The organism is Ruegeria sp. HKCCD6647-2 (assembly GCF_057221075.1).
The window spans coordinates 675527-694574 of sequence record NZ_JBWVBD010000001.1 but is presented as its reverse complement, the minus strand read 5'-3'; the positions used below and the strand labels follow the sequence as shown (position 1 = coordinate 694574).

The following is a 19048-nucleotide window of genomic DNA, read 5'->3' as shown; positions in this document are numbered from 1 at the left end:
GATACAGCAAAAGCCCCGCCTGCTTTGCGGGGCTTTTTCTTTGGAACTGCTACCGCTGCCCTAATGGCGTATTATCAGTTTGCACCGGACGCGCCCGACGACGAGTCGCCACGGCGTGGATCACAGCCTTCGCCTCTGCCGGAGGCTCCCGCTCTACACGTCGGTAGTCAGTTCCATCTTGCCGCCGGGACAGAAGACCGCAGGAAATCATGGTCCGTCGCAGGGTAGCCGGGTCATCAAAGTTATGCTCTTCGGTAAGATATGCGTTGACGTCTTTTTCCCAAAGAGAGGATCCCGCCGGCAGTGCAGACCAGAGCGCCCAGAGTGACAGGTTCTGCACAGATCGTTTCGAAGGCCACTGACGCAATCTGCCGGACGCATCAAAAAGGTGAAGGGTTCGCTCAACCGCCCGCATATCCAACGGTTGTTGCTCTTTTGCAGTGTCCAGCCGTCTTCGGGCGGCGTTGGCAGAGCGCATGTGCTGAACGTTTTGATATCCCGCGGCCCGAGCGACCATGTTCATAAGCGTTAGATGGGACGGGCTTGCTTCACCCAGTTGTCGGGAAAGTGCACGTACGAAACCTGTCAGGTCTTCAGCGTGCAAGGGAACAGAAGTTTTGGTCATCATGCATCCATGTCGGGCGGTGTGCTCGATCGTTGGTCGCTGTCTTGACGAAACTACGCCCTGATGTATGCGATGTCGTTCGTGTCTTCGGGCAGGTTTAGCACTCTGAACAGAGCAGCGACGCCTCGGTGTCTGCCGACCGTATCGGATGGCTAGCACGGTATCGGACGTCCGCCAAGCCGGAAATACCAACGTGCCGGAAGATCGAATGGACAGTCAGGCAACCTTTTCAGGTTGAATACGGCGCGCCATCCATTCTTCGAGCCGCGCAACCTGATCCGAGGTCAGGCGCAGGCCCTGCTTGTTGCGGCGCCAGATCACGTCTTCGGCCTGACGTGCAAATTCCTTGTCCATCAACCATTGAACCTCCCTCTCTGTCAGGGTGGCACCGAAGTCCTCGCCCAGGTCCTCGACGCTTTGTGCGCCCGCCAGAAGGACGCGGGCCTCGGTCCCATAAGCACGGATCAATCGACCCGCCCATTTGGCGTCGAGAAAACCGTAGTCAGCCAGCAACTGATCGACCTGTTGCTGCACACCGTCGACCGGGAAATTACCGCCCGGCAATGCAACCCCGGCGGTCCAGGGGCCGGGTACGTCCGGGAAATGTTCTTTGATCTTATCCAACGCGCTTTCGGCAAGCCGACGGTATGTCGTGATCTTGCCGCCAAAAACGTTCAGCACGGGGGCTCCGCCATCGGCATCCACTTTCAGTGTATAATCGCGGGTTGCCGCTGTCGCGCTGGTGGCGCCATCATCGTAGAGGGGCCGAACCCCGGAGTAAGTCCAGACAATGTCATCCCGTGTAACAGGGCGCTCAAAGTAGTTTGACGCAAAGGCGCACAGGTATTCCTGCTCGGATACCGTGCATTCCGGTTTCTGGTACGGGTCCGGGTGATCCTGATCTGTTGTCCCGATAAGGGTGAAGTCCTGCTCATACGGGATTGCAAAAATGATCCGGCCATCCTCACCCTGGAAGAAATAGCATTTGTCGTGCTCGAATAGTTTCCGCGTCACGATATGGCTTCCCCGCACCAGACGCACACCTTCGCGGGAGTTCGACCGAATCTTGGTCTGGATAATGTCGCCGACCCAAGGGCCGCCTGCATTGATCAGCATTTTTGCCCGAACTATGCGAGTTTCACCGCTGGCACGGTCGCGGATCGTGACCTGCCAGAGGTCCCCACTGCGCTCGGCCGAGACAACTTCGGTCTGCACAAGAATTTTCGCACCACGCGCCTCGGCATCGCGGGCGTTCAGGACCACTAAACGCGAATCCTCGATCCAGCAGTCTGAATATTCATAGGCGGTTTTGAACTTGTCCTTAAGCGGCGCACCTTCAGGGGCACTGTGCAAGTCCAACGAAGATGTTCCCGGCAGGATTTTCCGCCCACCGAGGTTGTCATACAAGAACAGACCTAAACGGATCAGCCAGGCTGGCCGGCGCCCACGCATCCAGGGCATCACCGTGCTCAGCAGGCGCGACGTCGGGGTTTCCGAGTCAAACCGCATATCAGCGTGATACGGCAAGACGAACCGCATGGGCCAACTGATATGGGGCATAGCCCGCAGCAGGGTTTCGCGTTCGATCAAGGCCTCGCGCACCAGTCGAAATTCGAAATACTCCAGATAACGCAACCCACCGTGAAACAGTTTGGTCGATGCCGAAGACGTCGCCGACGCCAGATCGTTCATCTCGGCCAGGGTCACGGACATCCCGCGCCCTGCGGCGTCACGCGCAATGCCACATCCGTTGATTCCGCCACCAATGATGAAGAGGTCCGTAATCTGATCTTGTTGCGCTGACATATCCGATGATTCCCTGATGAGGCCGGTCGCTCGCATTAACCGGAACACCTTTCGCATCGTCAATGTTTTTCTTCGCTATTTTTCCTTTACGCATAGCGACCATGCATTTTTTAGCGAGGCTTGATAGCTTTTTCTTGCCATCAGTCAAAAAAAGAACAAAAACGAACTTAACCCAGTTTTAGCAGAGCGCGCCATGTCACTATCCTTTCGCCAATCCGATATTCTTGAAATCGCCAGCGCCGAGGGCCGTGTTGCCGTCGACGATCTTGCTGATCGGTTCGGCGTGACCGTCCAGACCATCCGCCGCGACCTTTCGGAACTGTCGGACGCAGGCAAGCTGGACCGGGTGCATGGCGGAGCCGTTCTGCGTTCGGGCGTCTCGAATATCGGCTATGATGACCGGCGTGCCCTGAATGAAGTGGCCAAGGTCCGCATTGCCGAACGCTGCGCCGCAGACATTCCCGACGGCAGTTCGATCTTTCTGAACATTGGCACCTCGACCGAGGCCGTCGCGCGCCAACTGCTGGGCCACAAGAACCTGATGGTGATGACCAACAACATGAACGTCGCGAACATTCTGGTGGACAATCCCGACTGTCAAATCGTCGTCACCGGCGGTGTTCTGCGACGGGCTGACGGTGGCCTTGTGGGAGACCTGACTGCATCCATGATCCGTCAGTTCAAATTCGACCGCGCCATCATCGGCTGCTCGGCACTGGATCCAGACGGAGATTTGCTGGATTTCGACTTGCAGGAAGTACAGGTCAGTCAGGCAATCATTGCGCAGTCCCGACATACATGCCTGGTTGCGGATCAGTCGAAATTCCAGCGGGCTGCACCCGGTCGCATCGCCTCGATGTCGGATATTGACACAATCTACACTGAAGCGCCCTTGCCCGGCGATCTACCGAAACTCTGCCGCGACTGGCAGACTTCGGTGGTTTTATGCAACTAAGCGCATTTCGCATTTAACGCGAATTCCAACACCCGCTTCTTGCCAGATACGCACGGGCCTGACACTATCCCCAGCATTGAAACTTGTGCACGGGAGGGGAGAACCGGGCCATGATTGCGCTTTTATTTGCATTACTTACGGCTACCATGGGGTTGAACTATTTCAGACTGACTAGGGCAGCCAACGCGCTGTTTTTTGTCACGCTTGCGTTGAGTGTGTATTGGCTGAAGTTCCACGCCACCAGCGAACTGACCATTCAGTTGTGAGGGCGGCGCGATGACACCGGAACTGTCCAGAACCCTCAATGCTCTTGGAATGCTGGCCGTCAGCGTGGTCCTGACGCTGGCTTATTTCTACCAGTTGAAACTGTATGAACTGCCCTGCCCATTATGCCTGCTACAGCGGGTCGGATTTGTTGCAGTGGGTGTGGGCCTTGGTCTCAACCTGCTCTACGGCGCGCGGCCGCAGCATTACGCGATTGTGCTTATCGCAGCGTTGTTTGGCGGCAGTGTTGCGGTACGACAAATCCTGCTGCATATCGTACCGGGCACCGGTCACTATGGCTCACCTGTTTTGGGCCTGCACTATTACACATGGGCCGCTATCTGCTTTTTCCTGATCTTGCTGGGCACCGCCATCATGCTCATGTTTGATCGGCAATATGCCGATGGTTCTCGTTCCGAACCCCGGTTCGGGGACAACAAGCTCGCCAAGTTCGCCTTCTTTCTCATGTTGGGGCTGGCAGTGCTGAACGCCGGTAGTACGCTGCTGGAATGCGGCCCGGGTATTTGCGCAGATCCACCGACCAGCTACAAATTGATTGACGAAATGGGCAACAACAACTGAGGATGGAGCAACCTTCCCGTAAGGAGGCATGAGCATGGGACTTCTGGGGCAACCACTCGGATATTACGATTATCTTACGTTTGTAGCACTTATCCTGCTGCTGGCGGCTATCATGGCGCTGTTTCTCTTCTTGATGGGATTGCCCGGTCGCATTGCGATCAAGCGCAACCACCCCCATGCCGAGGCCGTCAAGATCATGGGATGGATGGGTTTTCTTGCAGTCGTACCCTGGGTCCACGCATTCATGTGGGCGTTTCACGATGGGGTGACAGTAGACATGCGTCGCGGCCCGGACGAAGAACGCGATGCGATCCGCGATGAGATCAAACGGCTGGGCGGCAAGGTCAAGCCCGAGTACCAGGACCGGCTTGATACCGGCGACGAGACACAACAGAGCTAAGGCCAGGGGAAACCACCAAATATGTTCGTCGCCCTAGGCATCACGCTTTTCTACATCATTTTCGTCTGGTTCATCTTCTTCAAGATGGAATGGCTGAAATTCAACATAGCCTGGGGGATCGTGTCCTTCTGGGTCGGTGCGCATCTGCTTCTGATCTTTCTGGTCGCCCTGCGGTTTTTTCAGCCCTTCTCGGTCGACAGCCACGTCGTCCGGTCGACGATCCAGATCGTGCCCAAGCTGACCCAGCCGACAATTCTGACCGAGGTACTGGTCGAACCCAACACTGAGGTCACGAAAGGTGACCCCCTTTATCGCTTTGATGATACAGTTTTTTCGCTGGCAGTGGACAACGCCAAAGCGCAACTGGTGGCCGCCGAACAGAACGCCAAGATCCTTGAACAGGACGTCATTGCCTCGACCGAGGCAGTAGAACGTGCGAACGCGCAACTTGCCTACGCCCTGACGCAACAGGCAAGGTATGAAAACCTCGTCCCGGCAGGTGGTGCCCGGCAGGACGAACTGGATCGCTGGAACGAACAGGTCACCGAGGATCAGGCACAGGTCAAACAGGCTGAAGCCAACCTTGAAAAGTCAAAACTGGCACAGGCCTCGCAGATCGACGGGGTGAACACCGGTATTCTGCAAGCGCAGGCACAATTGGCCGAGGCCGAGTATTTCCTCGAAAATACGACGATTTACGCGCCAGAAAATGGGATGATCGTCTCTCAGCAGGCGCGCCCGGGGCTGGTCGTCGGCGATATTCGTCTCGGCGCAATTGCCAGTTTCGTCACCGAAGACAACCCTTATATCCTTGCCACGTTCCGGCAACAAAACCTGAAGTTCGTCGAACCAGGCCAACCCGTCGAGGTCGCGCTGGACCTCTACCCCGGCGAAATCCTGACCGGCAAGGTCGAAGCGATCTGGTGGGCAACAAGACAGGGGCAATACCTTCCGTCCGGCCGTCTGCCGGGCTTTGAGTTGCCAAAGTTGCCCGGCCGGATTGCGGTTCAAATCTCGGTCGACGTGCCCGAGGGGCATACTTTCCCGGCAGGCGGACATGCCGCCGTGGCCATCTATACTGGTATGGGCAAAAGCTTTGAGTTTCTGAGGCGCATCAACATCCGTCTCTATACCTTCGCCAACTTCATCCGACCGCTGGATATCTGAGAATGGGCACCATGACACTCCGCCGGTTATTGGGAACGGCCCTTTGCGCGGCCACGCTGGCGGCTTGCGCGCCAGTGGGGCCGGATTTCGTGCGTCCGAATTCTCCGGTTGTGAAGCAGTGGATCGAGGTCAACAGCCCAAGCGCGGGGCAAAGCGGTCTGACCTCACGCAGCGCCCCAGTCGTCAAGTGGTGGGAAACCTTCAACGATCCCACCCTCAACAAGCTGATCGCCGAAGCTTATGCACAAAACCTGTCGTTACAGGTCGCAGGCGCGCGCGTCCTGCAAGCCCGCGCACAACTGGGGATTGCTTTCGGAGAGCTCTATCCGCAATCACAAGCAATCGGCGGTTCGCTGGAACGCCGTCGGCTCAGCGACAATCTGGGGCCGGTCTCGGACATCCGGCGGATCATCCCCTTGGATACCGAGTTTTCAACGTCGCAGGTTGGGTTTGACGCGCAGTGGGAGCTGGACGTCTGGGGCGCGCAGCGGCGTGGAGTTCAGGCAGCGCGCTCGAACCTGGCGCTGCAGGTGGCAAATTACGACGACGCACTTGTGACTTTGACCGGCGATGTGGCAGCGCTCTATATCAATATCCGTTCGCTGCAAGAAGCGTTGGGGGTGGCGCGTGAAAACATCAGACTGCAGCAGGAATCCGCAGACCTGACCCAATTGCGGTTCAACAACGGCGTCACGACCGAACTGGACGTGCAGGAATCCCTCGCCCTGCTGAACAACACGAAGGCGCTGGTGCCCGAGTTGGAGAGTGATCTGCAGCAGGCCAAGAACGCATTGGCCGTACTGCTGGGCAAGACGCCTTCTCGCATGACCAGTCAGTTGGGTAATTCGGGGCGTATCCCCACTGCACGCTCGAACGTGGCTGTGGGCGTTCCGGCTGAACTGTTGCGCCGGCGTCCTGACGTGCGCGCCGCCGAGTTGGCGGCGGCAACGCAATCGGCGCAGGTCGGCATCGCGATGGCCGACCTTTATCCGCAATTCATTCTTTCCGGATCAATTGGCTTGCAGGCGTCGGGCGGACGGGATCTGTTCAGTTCCAGCAGCAACACCGGGCTGGCCAGTGCCGGTGTTGTCTGGAACGTACTGAACTATGGCCGAATTCAGAACAATGTGCGGGCGCAGGACGCGGCCTATCAGGCGTTGATTGCAAATTACCAGAACACGGTCCTGACCGCGTATTCCGAGGTCGAAAGCGCCATGGTAGCCTATAGTGAAGCCCGCAAGCAGGTTGCGTTCTATCAGCAAAGTGTCGATGCGTCGCGCAAGGCGGCCGAGATCGCCGTAGATCAGTACCGGGACGGGATCGCCAGCTATTCCCGAATTCTGAATACGCAGACTGCGTTGCTGAGGTCTCAGGCCAATCTGATCGAGGCGCGTCAGCAGGTGTCCAGCAATCTGGTTGCCGTCTACAAAGGTCTCGGTGGAGGTTGGCAAATCCGACAAAACCAAGAGTTCCTGCCCGAAACCGTGTTGGCCGAGATGGCCTATCGCACGGACTGGGGCGACCTTCTGGAAAAGACGCCGACACGCGCCAGCCTCAACTGATCCTCATTTCGTCAAGCCCCGCAGGCCGCCAGAGATCAGGATATTGACCTCATACAGGATGCGCGGAGCCGCCAGCCCGCCGGGGCTGGCCAGATAATTCGGGCTCCATTCCGGCTCGAACTTCTGTTTGAAAGAACGCAGCCCTTCGAAGTGGTAGAACTGCTCGCCATGCTCATAGACAAATCCACCGATCCGGTTCCAGAGTGAGGCCAGCTGCCGGTTTTCAATGCCCGAGAACGGCGCGGCGCCCAGCGAGAACCAGTGGAACCCCTGCTCAGACCCCCATACCATCATCTCGGCAAACAGGGCATCCATGACAAAGCTCGGGCTGTCGGGTTCGTATCGCATCAGATCCAACGACAATTCGGATTTGTTACCACCCTGAAACAGGTTGGCGAAGGCCATGATCTTGCCGGTCTTCCCATCGCGCAGCACCGCGTGGTCGAAATAGGACAGGTATTGATCGTCGAACCCGCCCAGGGCGAAGCCTTTCTCCTCCCCCGCCTTCCGCGCCAGCCAATCGTCGGAAATCTGTCGCAGCTCCGGCAGCACCGGGGCAAGGTTTTCCTTGGGGATGATCTCGAACACATACCCTTCCCGCTCGGCCCGGTTCTTGGCCTGACGGAATCGTTTGCGCGATTTTCCCTCCAGCGAGAATTCCTTCAGCGAAACCCGTGCCACCTCGCCGATCTTCAGGATCGACAGGCCAAGATCCAGAAATGTCGGCAGGTATTTCGTGGACACACTATAGAAGGCGCATAGCTTTCCCTCGCGGTCGGCCATTTCGCGCAATTGCCAGATCAGTTGCTGCCCTGCCTTTTCATCGCCAACCGGTTCGCCTTTCGAGATCAGTGCGTTGCCTGTATCGGCGTAGGCGATAAACGCGGTCTCATCGGGGGAAATCAGGAACTGTTTGTCACCAGTCAGCGAGATCTGCGCCTCGGTGTCTTCGCTCTCCATCACCAAACGTTCAACAACTTTGGGAATCTCTGTGCGCACCGGGGTCGGAATCTCTCGACCGAACAGAGAGTTCACGGCCACAATGCCAACGATCACTGCCACCACAAGGCTGGAGCGAAGGAACCGTGAGGCATCACCATTCCAGGCGAAATCCCACCACAGGGCATTCTGGTATTCGACATGGGAGTAAGCAAAGAGGCCCACCCAGAAGATCACTGCCAACAACACGACGACGCTGACCAGCCAGGGAATGTTCAACCGAAAAATCGACGCGCCGCTCACCCGATAGAACGCGCCACGAAACATCGCCAGCAGGCCGATGGTAGCCAGCATCGACAGGGCCTCATGCGTGTCCAGCCCCTTGGCAAGCGATGCAAAAAACCCCGCCACCATCAACAGCATGGCCACGACCCAGGCGCGATAGAGCTTTCGGAACAACCCACGCGATACAAGCAACAGCAAAACCCCGACGGCGCTGCCTGCAAGGTGTGATGCCTCGACAAAGGACAACGGCAGAACCTCTCGCAGGACGCTCAGGTTTTGTGATCCGGCGGGCAGCGCGCCCGAGACCAACAGGATTACCCCTGCAACGGCCGCAACACCGGCCGCGACCATGGGAACGATTGGCCGGATAACGCGATACACCCAAGTGGCGGCGCCGCCGATCCGATGCCGCTGCGTCAGGGCCGAGGCAACGGCGATGGACAGGCTGGCAATACCAAACGGCAGGAAGGTGTAGACAACGCGGTATAGCAGCAGCGCAGCAATCACGTCGGATCGACCGGAGGCGCCCAGCCCAGCGATCAGCGTCGCCTCGAACACGCCGATCCCACCGGGGGCATGGCTGAGGATACCAACCGCTATCGCCGCTACATAGATGGTGAAGAAATAGGGATAACCCACCCCAAGGTCGTCCGGCATGAGGACATACAGCGTCATGGAAGCCCCGAAGAGATCCCCCAACGCCGCAAGCGTCAGCAGGCTGGCCAGTTTGCCTCCGGGCAGGTTAAACCCGAACCCCGCAATCGACAGCCGCCGGCCTCCGCTGGACAGCCAGACAAAGAGACCAACCAACCCCGCCAGCAGACACAGGCCGATCACGGTCTCGGTCGTCTCGCTGATGGGCAGCACCTTGGCTATTCCGTCCGGATGGAAAGTCAGCAGGATGCCCAAAATCAGAACCAGCCCCATCCAGAACGCGACCCAGGACGTGGCGATAACACCCGCCACGCGCCCCAGATCCAGCCCAAGCGACGCATAAATTCTGTATCTGATCGCCGTACCGGTTATGTAGGAGAAGCCAAGGCAGTTCGAAACGGCGTATCCGCTTGCTCCGGCCATGCCGGCGACCGGCAACGGAACCTTGCCATCCGCAACGCTCTGCACGGCGAACACGTCATAGAACGACAGCGACACAAAGCTGAAAGCCGTCCAGCAAAGCGCAAAGAACATGATCTTCCAGGGCGTCCCGGCGATGTCCGTTTTCACGTCCGCCCACTTCACATGAGAGGAAAGGTCATGCAAAACCGTTAACGCGATCAGGGTAACCGCTATCGGGATGGCAATGCGCACCCAGGGTTTTTCCAACAGCTCGGTAGCCTTCTCGGCCCAGCGTATGGCACGCGGTTCTTCGCCGGTTTCCTGTGTGCTCATTGTGAACGCCCCTGCTCCTGCGCGGTTATGCGCCCGCGCCCCAACTGCATGACATCAGGGGTGTAATCGGGCCACAGTTGAACCTTGGCACAGATTTCGCCCCGGTCAAAGCATGACCCGACGCGGTCAGTAGCGACCTTTGCGGGTGGATAGCAGCAAATTTGTTTCGGACCGGGTGACACCTTCCATACGCCTGATTTGAAACAGCACTTCATCCAATTCGGCCAGGGTTTCGGTACCGATCTCGGCGATCAGATCCCAGCTGCCATTGGTTGAATGGACTGCCCGCACCTGACGCATGGCGGCAATCCGGGCCATGGTCCTTTCGGTTCCCCGGCCTTCGATTTCCAGCATCATCAGACCGCGTACCGGGCTTTCTGCGACACCCTGCCGGGTCAACACCGTAAACCCAACGATTTCGCCGGACTGTTTGAGACGCTGCAAGCGGCTGCGTACCGTTGTCCGAGTCACCCCAAGCGCCTCGGCCAGTTCGGACAGAGAAGCGCGGGCATCCCTGTGCAGGGCGTTCAGCAATCTGTTATCCAAATCGTCCAAAGTAGCTTCCCGTTTTGCATTTCTGCCTTTCATTTTGAACATTTTGATCTCTTCTCGCAACCCAGCTTGTGTCGCTAGATAGACATATGGAGAAAATGAACCTTATTCTGGCCGGTGTCCCGATGGACGCCGGAAAACAGCGGCAGGGGTGCCGGATGGGCCCGGATGCCTATCGCGTTGCAGGGCTGGCGCAAGCTCTGACGGATCTTGGCCACAGCGTTTCGGATATCGGCGACATTCGCCCAGATCCGGTGGAGATGCCTGAGCATCCTCACTTGTTTTGCCTGCCCGAATGCGTCGGATGGACCGGCGCGCTCAGCCGCACTGCGCAGGAAGCCGCGCAGACCGGAGTTCCGATTTTCATGGGTGGCGACCACGCGTTGTCAATGGGCACCGTGGCCGGCATGGCCGCGCATGCAGAGCATATCGGACGGCCGCTCTTCGTGCTTTGGCTGGATGCTCACAGCGACTTTCACACACCAAACAGCACCGGCAGCGGCAACCTGCACGGCACGCCTGTGGCCTACTTCACCGGCCAGCCGGGGTTTGACGCTTTCCCTGCGCTGGCAGCACCAGTGCCCACCAACCGCGTCGGAATGATCGGGTTGCGTTCGGTCGACCCGGAAGAGCGCGCGGCGCTGGAAAAAGACCACGCCATGCTGGCCGACATGCGCAGCATCGACGAGCATGGCATCAAGGCCCCGCTGATGGCCTTCCTCGACAAAGTGCGCGCCGCAAACGGTCTTCTGCACGTGTCGCTGGACGTCGACTTTCTGGACCCGTCCATCGCACCCGCCGTTGGCACCACCGTTCCCGGTGGCGCGACCGAGCGCGAGGCGCATCTGGTTATGGAACTGCTGCATGAAAGCGGCCTCGTCTGCTCACTTGATCTGGTCGAACTGAACCCATTCCTCGACGAGCGCGGCCGCACCGCCAAGCTCATGGTCGATCTCGCGGCCTCGCTTCTTGGTCGCCGCATTTTTGACCGCATCACTCGGAGCTTCTGATGCTATCACTTCAGGCACCTTCTGCCGTTGTCATGATCCGGCCCCACGCCTTTGCATCCAACCCCGAAACCCGGGACGACAACGCGTTCCAGACGCTGGCGAACCAGTCGGTCGAGGCAACATCGACCGCCGCCCGCGACGAGCACGACCGCGCTGTGAAGCAGTTGCGCGCTGCTGGTGTGACCGTGCATGTGTTTGACGATCACGGAGAGAACGACACACCCGACAGCGTATTTCCGAACAACTGGTTCTCGACCCATCCCGGTGGTCATGTGGCGATCTATCCGATGTTCGTCCCCTCTCGCCGGCGCGAGCGCCGCGCGGACGTGATCGAGATGCTGAAACGCGATTACCGTGTGCAGGACGTGATTGACTACTCGGGCCTTGAGCCGGACAACCTTGCCCTTGAAGGCACCGGAGCCATGGTTCTGGATCACGTGGGGCGCATTGCTTACACGGTCAAATCCAATCGCGCCGATCCGGTGCTGCTCGAACGGTTTTGCACCCATTTCAACTATGAACCCATCGCTTTCGAGGCCCGGGACGCGCACGGCCGGGATGTCTATCATACCAACGTGCTGATGGGCATCGGCACGCACTACGCGCTGATTTGTCTGGATATGATCACCGATCCGGAACGCCGGGCGACCGTGCAGGCCCGGTTGGAGGAATCCGGACGCACAGTGATCGACCTCAGCCACGATCAGATTGCCGAATTTGCCGGCAACGCCATCGAGTTGGCGGGTCGTGACGGTCTTGTACTTGCTCTGTCAAGCCGCGCGCTGGCGGTGTTGAGACCTGACCAGCTAGCCGTGATCGAGGCCAGCGCGTCGCCATTGCCGCTGTCTGTTCCAACAATTGAAACCGCCGGTGGGTCGGTGCGCTGCATGATCGCAGGCATCCACCTGTCACGCCGCTAGGAGAATCCAGATGCAACCTTCAGACAAGGCGCTTGTCCCTTTTGTTTCCGTCGACAACATGATGCGGCTGGTTCACCATATCGGGGTCGAGGCGATGATCACTCAGATCGCCACCCAGATCGAAGCCGATTTCAAACGCTGGGAAAGCTTTGACAAAACGCCCCGCATCCCGGCGCATTCGCCTCATGGCGTGATCGAGTTGATGCCGACCTCCGACGGCGAGGCCTACGGCTTTAAATACGTCAACGGCCACCCAAAAAACACCTCGGAAGGGCTTCAGACGGTGACCGCCTTTGGACTGCTGGCAGATGTCTATACCGGCTATCCCACTCTGCTGACCGAGATGACGATGCTGACCGCCCTGCGCACTGCGGCCACATCCGCTTTGGTCGGTAAGTATCTGGCACCGAAATCCGCAACCACCATGGCAATGATCGGCAACGGGGCCCAGTCGGAGTTCCAATGCCTGGCATTCAAGGCGATGTGCGGGATCGATACGGTTCGACTTTATGATACCGACCGCAACGCAACCGCAAAATGTGCCGCCAACCTCGCAGGCAAAGGATTGACGGTTGTTTCATGCAAAACACCCGAAGACGCGATCGAAGGCGCTCAGATCATCACAACCTGCACGGCCGACAAGAAATACGCGACGATCCTGACGGACAACATGGTCGGCCCTGGCGTACACATCAACGCCATCGGCGGTGACTGCCCGGGCAAGACAGAACTGCACCGCGATATTCTGCTGCGGTCGGACATCTTTGTGGAATACCCCGAGCAGACACGTGTCGAGGGCGAGATTCAGGCACTTGATGCCGACCATCCGGTGACCGAGATGTGGCAGGTCATGACCGGGCAGGCGACAGGCCGAACCGACGACCGCCAGATCACGCTGTTCGACAGTGTCGGGTTCGCGATCGAGGATTTCTCAGCCCTTCGCTACATAAAGAACGCTATAGAAGGCACAGATTTCTTTGAGCCTTTGGACATGCTTGCGGACCCGGATGACCCGCGTGACTTGTTTGGGATGCTGATGCGGGCAGGTTGAAGAACCCGCTTAAGCGACCACCTGGCCCCGGCTGTTCGCCGGGGCCTTTTTTATCCGGCCAATGACGGCAGATAGAGGACGATCCCCGGAAACGCCACAAGCATCGCGATGGTCAGCGCGTCGGCGATGAAAAATGGGGTAACGCCCTTGAAGACATCCTGAACGCTCAAGTCCGGGCGGACACCGGCCACAACGAAACAGTTCAAGCCGATGGGTGGCGTGATCAGGCAGAACTCGGCCATTTTTACAACCAATATGCCAAACCAGATGGCGCACATCGGACCGGACATGCCGAAGGTACTTTCGGCGGCGGACACTGTTTCTCCTCCGTTCAGGGCCATGACTGCCGGGTAGACCACTGGCAATGTCAGCAGGAGCATTCCGATTGCATCCATGAACATGCCAAGCACTGCATAGGCCAGAAGTATACAGATCAGGATCAGCATCGGCGACATCCGCAGCGATGTGATCCAGTCCGAGAACGCGCCCGGAAGATCGGCAAAACCAAGAAATCGCACGTAGATCAGTACGCCCCAGATGATCGCAAAGATCATCGCAGTCAGCTTCGCCGTCTCTAGCAAGGCGGACTTGAGTTCCTTCCAGCGCATGCCGTGGAACAGTGCAAAACAGAAGACGATAAAAGCCCCGATTGCGCCACCTTCCGTTGGCGTACCCCATGCTTTTTCACCGAACGGGTTATAGACAAAGCAAATGATGATCAGGATCACGGCCACAATGGGCAACGCACCCGGCAAGGCGGAAAAGCGTTCTTTCCAGGAAAACCCGGTTACCGGTGGTCCGACGGTTTTGAAAAACACCGCAATTCCGACAATCAGCAGACCGTAGACCACGGCAGAAAACGCGCCGGGAATGAACCCCGCCAGCAGCAGCTTTCCCACATCCTGTTCGACGATGATGGCATAAATCACAAGGATCGCCGATGGTGGAATCAATGAGGCCAGTGTTCCACCCGCCGCGACCACGCCAGCAGCGAAACGTTTGTTATAACCCACGGATAGCATCTCGGGGATGGCGATACGTGCAAACACCGCCGATGTAGCGACCGAGGCTCCGGACACGGCCGCAAATCCGGCGGTGGCAAAAACGGTCGAAACCGCCAGCCCCCCAGGCACCCAAGCGACCCAGCGCTTTGCGGCTTCGAACAGCGCGCGTGTCAGGCCAGCGTAATAGGCCAGGTACCCAATCAGGATAAAAGTTGGAATCAGGCTCAGCGTATGCGAGGCCACCTTGGAATGCGGTACCTGCCCTGCGGTTTTGACCGCAACCGTGAGAGCCTTACCAAAACGACCAGGGTCGTACCCGAACTTGGCCCAGAAGATCCAAACCAGTCCGATAAGCCCCGCCAGCCCGGCGGCAAAGGCCACGCGCATCCCGACCACGACCATCACCAAAAGGCCACCCGTGACCCAAAGTCCGATTTCGATCGTGTCCATGAGTTACGAGCGCCCTTCGAACTGTTCGGCCTCTGCCGCCGCCTGAGCCGCAGCATCCTGAATCAGCGGAATGGCAACCGGTGTATCCAGTCCCAGAACCAATGCGCGGCCGTAGCCCCACGCTTGCAGGACCAGGCGCAGGCTCAACACCGAGAAGGCAATTGGCGCCAGCAGCTTCGCGGGCCAGATCGGGATACCAATATCGATCGAGCTGTCGCGGCTCCATAGTGGTGCACCGAAATCAAAGGATCGGTCGAAATGGGACCAGCTCCCCCAGACCAGAGCCAGCATCAGCACCAGGATCAACAGGATCGACAGCAGTTCGAACAACCACAGCGCCCGTCCCTTCAGGCGTGAGATCACGATATCCATTCGGATATGGCCGCCGCTGCGCTGAACGTACGAAATCCCCAGAAAGGCGATCAGCGGCATGGCTTGCTCGATCCAGTCCACGTAGCCCGGAAGCGGCGCGTTCAGCGCGTTTCGACCGCTGACCGACACGACCGCCAGCACCATCAGTCCAAAAACCGCAATTCCACTGATCAACGCCAGAAAACGCTCGAGACCCAATAGTCGCCGATCCAGACGGCTGATCAGGCTGCCGTCTTCCAACACCGTGGCCTGTCCTGCCATCCCGGTGATCCCCTTTCATGTAAAGGCCGGGCACGAGGCAGCGCCCGGCCCGATCTGTCAGTTTCCGCCGCGCTGCTGTTGCAGGGTCGTCTGAACGAGATCATAGAGATCCTGAGCAGGCAGACCCTGTGCGGTCATGTCCTCAATCCACTTTTCGCGGATCGGGTCCGCCGCCTTGGCGCGGAATTCCTCGATTACAGCGTCGTCGATCGTGACCTTCTGAACGCCTTTTTCATCCAGAACGCTGTCCCATTGCTCCAGCAGGCCACCGTAGTTGGCCAGGTAATGATCAATGGCCTCGTCAATCGAGCTGTCCAGCGCTTCGCGGTGTTCCGCAGGCAGGGCGTCGTAAGCTTCGATATTCACGACGACCGGACAGTTGACCGTTCCCGGATTCAGGTTCGCGGTCCACCAATCGGCTTCGTTGATCGTACCGAAAGACAAATGCGCGTGCTGTGCGAAAGCCACCGTGTCGACCACACCGGATTCCATCGCGTTGAAAGCTTCGGTCGCGGGAACCGACGTCGGTACACCGCCAACGGCCTCAAACGCTTGTCCCAGACCACCGGTCGCGCGCACCCGCATTCCGTCGAAATCAGTCAGCTCGTCACGCGGGTCGCCAGTGCCAACCAGATTGTATTGCGGCATGGGCGACGTCATGATGATCTTGGCATTCCATTGCGCCATCTCATCCTTGACCGCCGGATGATCATAGACGGCGTGGCTGACGGCCACTTCTTCGTCCAGAGTGTTCACGCCCAGAAACGGCAATTCCAGCACGGTGATCGCACGGTTCTTGTCACGATGGTAACCCGCGCAGAACTGCGCCATTTCAAACGCGCCAATCTCGATCCCGTCCAGGTTCTCGCGCGGTTTTGACAGACCGCCATAGCTGACATTGATAGTGAAATCACCGTTGGTTTTTTCACTGACCAGCTCAGCCAGCTTTTCTACATGTTCGGTAAACGCCCGGCGCTTGCCCCAGACCGAGGCATTCCATTCGGTGGCAGCCGCTTCGGTGACAAACGCCATGCTCAGGGCGGCGACAGCTGCACCGCTCAACATCTTGTTCATTATGATTTCTCCCTTTGGTGCGCCCCCTCCCGAGGCGCTTGAACGTAAAGCTAGCGCCAACCATAGGATGTGCCAACCCCCGCGCCGGAAACCGCCTGGATCAGGAGCCGCACGTGGGTTGGGGAACCGATTCCAGATTATCCGCAACCCGAATGAAGATTTTGCACATGCAAACTGCTTACAGGTAGGCCGTTGTTTTTTAGCATATTTTACAAACTGAAAGGGATTTCTTTACACATTACGCAATGAGAAAAAAATTTCTTTACAAACAAATCCAAGGATTACGGCAATTTATTTATTTATTTTCTGAACCACGTATTATCCAAATCGGGGAGGATATGGGTCGACATTGTGTAATCGGCTGGCAAAATCGGTCCATAGAATTTCAATCCTAGAGGGAGGAGCCTCAGAATGACCACCGCTGCCCAGGCAGATGCCAAGGTATATCCGCCATCCGCAGAAACCGTCGCGCGTGCCCATGTCGATGCTGACAAATACGCCGATATGTATACGGCATCGGTGAGCGACCCCGACGCGTTCTGGGGCGAGCACGGCAAACGGATCGACTGGATCAAGCCATATACCCAGGTCAAGGACGTCAACTACAATTTCGGGTCGGTCAAGATCAACTGGTATGCGGACGGAACGCTGAACGTCTCGGCAAATTGCCTGGATCGTCACCTGAAGACACGTGGTGACCAGACCGCCATCATTTGGGAGCCGGATGATCCGAACGACGCAGCCCAGCACATCACCTATGCCGAGCTGCATCGCCGCACCTGCCGGATGGCCAATATTCTGGAATCGATGGGCGTGCGCAAAGGCGACCGCGTTGTCATTTACCTGCCGATGATCCCCGAGGCCGCATATGCCATGCTGGCCTGCGCCCGCATCGGCGCGATCCATTCCATCGTTTTTGCCGGGTTCTCGCCCGACGCGTTGGCAGCCCGGATCAATGGCTGCGACGCCAAGGTTGTCATCACCGCGGACGAAGCTCCGCGTGGCGGCCGCAAGACCCCTTTGAAGTCCAACGCGGACGCGGCCCTGCTGCACTGCAAGGACACAGTGAAGTGTCTGGTGGTCAAGCGCACCGGCGGTCAGACCACTTGGATCGACGGCCGCGACTACGATTACAATGAAATGGCGCTGGAGGCCGACGATTACTGCGCACCGGCTGAGATGAGTGCCGAAGATCCTCTGTTCATCCTGTACACTTCCGGCTCGACCGGTCAGCCCAAGGGCGTGGTACACACGACCGGTGGTTACCTGGTCTATGCGGCGATGACGCATGAGATCACTTTTGACTATCACGACGGAGATATCTACTGGTGCACCGCCGACGTGGGCTGGGTTACCGGCCACAGCTATATCGTCTACGGTCCGCTGGCCAACGGCGCGACCACGCTTATGTTCGAGGGCGTGCCCACCTATCCCGATGCGGGACGCTTTTGGGAGGTCTGCGCCAAGCACAAGGTCAACCAGTTCTACACTGCTCCGACAGCGATCCGTGCGCTGATGGGTCAGGGCAACGAATGGGTTGAGAAACACGACCTGAGCGATCTGCGCCTGCTTGGCACTGTGGGTGAGCCCATCAACCCCGAAGCCTGGAACTGGTACAATGACGTCGTCGGCAAGGGTAAATGCCCGATCGTCGATACGTGGTGGCAGACCGAAACGGGCGGTCACATGATGACGCCCCTGCCCGGCGCGCATGCATTGAAACCCGGCTCTGCCATGAAACCGTTCTTTGGCGTCCAGCCAGTCGTTCTGGATCCGCAATCCGGCGTCGAGATCGAAGGCAACGGCGTTGAGGGGGTGCTGTGCATCAAGGATAGCTGGCCTGGTCAGATGCGCACTGTCTGGGGCGATCATGAACGGTTCGAGAAGACCTATTTCTCGGACTACAAAGGCTACTACTTCACCGGCGACGGATGCCGTCGCGACGAGGATGGCGACTACTGGATCACCGGCCGTGTTGACGACGTGATCAACGTCTCGGGTCACCGTATGGGAACGGCCGAGGTTGAAAGCGCTCTGGTGGCTCATGCCGCTGTCGCTGAGGCCGCTGTTGTGGGCTATCCGCATGAAATCAAAGGACAAGGCATCTATTGCTATGTCACTCTGATGAATGATCGCGAGCCTTCGGACGATTTGCTGAAAGAGTTGCGCACCTGGGTCCGGACTGAGATCGGCCCGATTGCGTCGCCAGACGTGATCCAGTGGGCGCCGGGCTTGCCCAAGACCCGCTCGGGCAAGATCATGCGCCGTATCCTGCGCAAGATCGCTGAGAACGACTTTGGCTCGTTGGGTGACACCTCGACCCTGGCCGATCCATCGGTGGTCGATGACCTGATTGCAAACCGCGCGAACAAGTGAGGAT

17 protein-coding genes are annotated in these 19048 nt (G+C 58.2%); 10 read left to right on the top strand and 7 right to left on the bottom strand.

The window, feature by feature from the left end; translation table 11 throughout:
• Positions 1 to 49: 49 nt before the first annotated feature.
• Complete coding sequence (locus AC2TDJ_RS03330) at positions 50 to 415, bottom strand: DUF2087 domain-containing protein (protein WP_480840210.1); 366 nt, start codon at positions 413 to 415, stop codon at positions 50 to 52.
• 426 nt (positions 416 to 841) lie between these two features.
• Positions 842 to 2431, bottom strand: coding sequence for a glycerol-3-phosphate dehydrogenase (gene glpD, locus AC2TDJ_RS03325; RefSeq protein ID WP_480839212.1), 1590 nt, complete (start codon positions 2429 to 2431; stop codon positions 842 to 844).
• 193 nt (positions 2432 to 2624) lie between these two features.
• Here glpD and AC2TDJ_RS03320 point away from each other — a divergent pair, with 193 nt between their 5' ends.
• The 6 genes from AC2TDJ_RS03320 (at position 2625) to AC2TDJ_RS03295 (ending at position 7361) form a co-directional block, all read left to right on the top strand.
• Positions 2625 to 3386 carry a DeoR/GlpR family DNA-binding transcription regulator gene (locus AC2TDJ_RS03320; protein ID WP_480839210.1) on the top strand — a complete coding sequence of 254 codons (762 nt, stop codon included), beginning with the start codon at positions 2625 to 2627 and terminating at the stop codon, positions 3384 to 3386.
• Positions 3387 to 3496: 110 nt separating this feature from the next.
• A complete protein-coding gene (locus AC2TDJ_RS03315; protein WP_480839208.1) occupies positions 3497 to 3652 on the top strand; it encodes a DUF5993 family protein in 156 nt (51 codons plus the stop codon).
• 10 nt (positions 3653 to 3662) lie between these two features.
• Positions 3663 to 4232, top strand: a complete 570-nt coding sequence (locus tag AC2TDJ_RS03310) for a disulfide bond formation protein B (RefSeq protein WP_480839206.1) — start codon at positions 3663 to 3665, stop codon at positions 4230 to 4232.
• Positions 4233 to 4260: 28 nt separating this feature from the next.
• Positions 4261 to 4632 (top strand): DUF3302 domain-containing protein, encoded by a 372-nt coding sequence (locus AC2TDJ_RS03305; RefSeq protein ID WP_480839204.1) that lies wholly within the window; start codon positions 4261 to 4263, stop codon positions 4630 to 4632.
• 21 nt (positions 4633 to 4653) lie between these two features.
• A complete protein-coding gene (locus AC2TDJ_RS03300; RefSeq protein ID WP_480839202.1) occupies positions 4654 to 5799 on the top strand; it encodes an HlyD family secretion protein in 1146 nt (381 codons plus the stop codon).
• A gap of 11 nt (positions 5800 to 5810) precedes the next feature.
• A complete protein-coding gene (locus AC2TDJ_RS03295; protein WP_480839200.1) occupies positions 5811 to 7361 on the top strand; it encodes an efflux transporter outer membrane subunit in 1551 nt (516 codons plus the stop codon).
• Between the two features lie 3 nt (positions 7362 to 7364).
• On the opposite strand, the gene mprF is transcribed toward AC2TDJ_RS03295, so the two are convergent.
• Positions 7365 to 9974 (bottom strand): bifunctional lysylphosphatidylglycerol flippase/synthetase MprF, encoded by a 2610-nt coding sequence (mprF, locus tag AC2TDJ_RS03290; protein ID WP_480839198.1) that lies wholly within the window; start codon positions 9972 to 9974, stop codon positions 7365 to 7367.
• Positions 9975 to 10100: 126 nt separating this feature from the next.
• Entirely contained in the window at positions 10101 to 10529 is a 429-nt protein-coding gene (locus AC2TDJ_RS03285; RefSeq protein WP_424830805.1) for an Lrp/AsnC family transcriptional regulator, read from the bottom strand.
• A gap of 86 nt (positions 10530 to 10615) precedes the next feature.
• Here AC2TDJ_RS03285 and rocF point away from each other — a divergent pair, with 86 nt between their 5' ends.
• Genes rocF through AC2TDJ_RS03270 form a run of 3 tightly spaced genes read left to right on the top strand, consistent with a single transcriptional unit; the run spans position 10616 to position 13507 of the window.
• The gene (gene rocF / locus AC2TDJ_RS03280; protein WP_480839196.1) at positions 10616 to 11536 is read left to right on the top strand and encodes an arginase; all 921 of its coding nucleotides are present in this window, start codon (positions 10616 to 10618) and stop codon (positions 11534 to 11536) included.
• Positions 11536 to 12456 carry a citrulline utilization hydrolase CtlX gene (gene ctlX, locus AC2TDJ_RS03275; RefSeq protein WP_480839194.1) on the top strand — a complete coding sequence of 307 codons (921 nt, stop codon included), beginning with the start codon at positions 11536 to 11538 and terminating at the stop codon, positions 12454 to 12456. The genes rocF and ctlX overlap by 1 nt, the downstream gene beginning before the upstream one ends.
• 10 nt (positions 12457 to 12466) lie before the next feature.
• On the top strand, positions 12467 to 13507 hold the full coding sequence (locus AC2TDJ_RS03270; protein WP_480839192.1) for an ornithine cyclodeaminase: 1041 nt from the start codon (positions 12467 to 12469) through the stop codon (positions 13505 to 13507).
• A gap of 50 nt (positions 13508 to 13557) precedes the next feature.
• Here AC2TDJ_RS03270 and AC2TDJ_RS03265 read toward each other — a convergent pair whose 3' ends face one another.
• Genes AC2TDJ_RS03265 through AC2TDJ_RS03255 form a run of 3 tightly spaced genes read right to left on the bottom strand, consistent with a single transcriptional unit; the run spans position 13558 to position 16668 of the window.
• Positions 13558 to 14961: a TRAP transporter large permease gene (locus tag AC2TDJ_RS03265; RefSeq protein WP_480839190.1), complete on the bottom strand. Its 1404-nt coding sequence runs from the start codon at positions 14959 to 14961 to the stop codon at positions 13558 to 13560.
• A gap of 3 nt (positions 14962 to 14964) precedes the next feature.
• The gene (locus tag AC2TDJ_RS03260; protein WP_480839188.1) at positions 14965 to 15594 is read right to left on the bottom strand and encodes a TRAP transporter small permease subunit; all 630 of its coding nucleotides are present in this window, start codon (positions 15592 to 15594) and stop codon (positions 14965 to 14967) included.
• A 57-nt stretch (positions 15595 to 15651) separates the two neighbouring features.
• Complete coding sequence (locus AC2TDJ_RS03255; RefSeq protein ID WP_480839186.1) at positions 15652 to 16668, bottom strand: C4-dicarboxylate TRAP transporter substrate-binding protein; 1017 nt, start codon at positions 16666 to 16668, stop codon at positions 15652 to 15654.
• 411 nt (positions 16669 to 17079) lie between these two features.
• Between AC2TDJ_RS03255 and acs the strand changes: the two genes are divergently transcribed.
• On the top strand, positions 17080 to 19044 hold the full coding sequence (gene acs, locus AC2TDJ_RS03250) for an acetate--CoA ligase (protein ID WP_480839184.1): 1965 nt from the start codon (positions 17080 to 17082) through the stop codon (positions 19042 to 19044).
• The last annotated feature ends 4 nt before the right edge of the window (positions 19045 to 19048 follow it).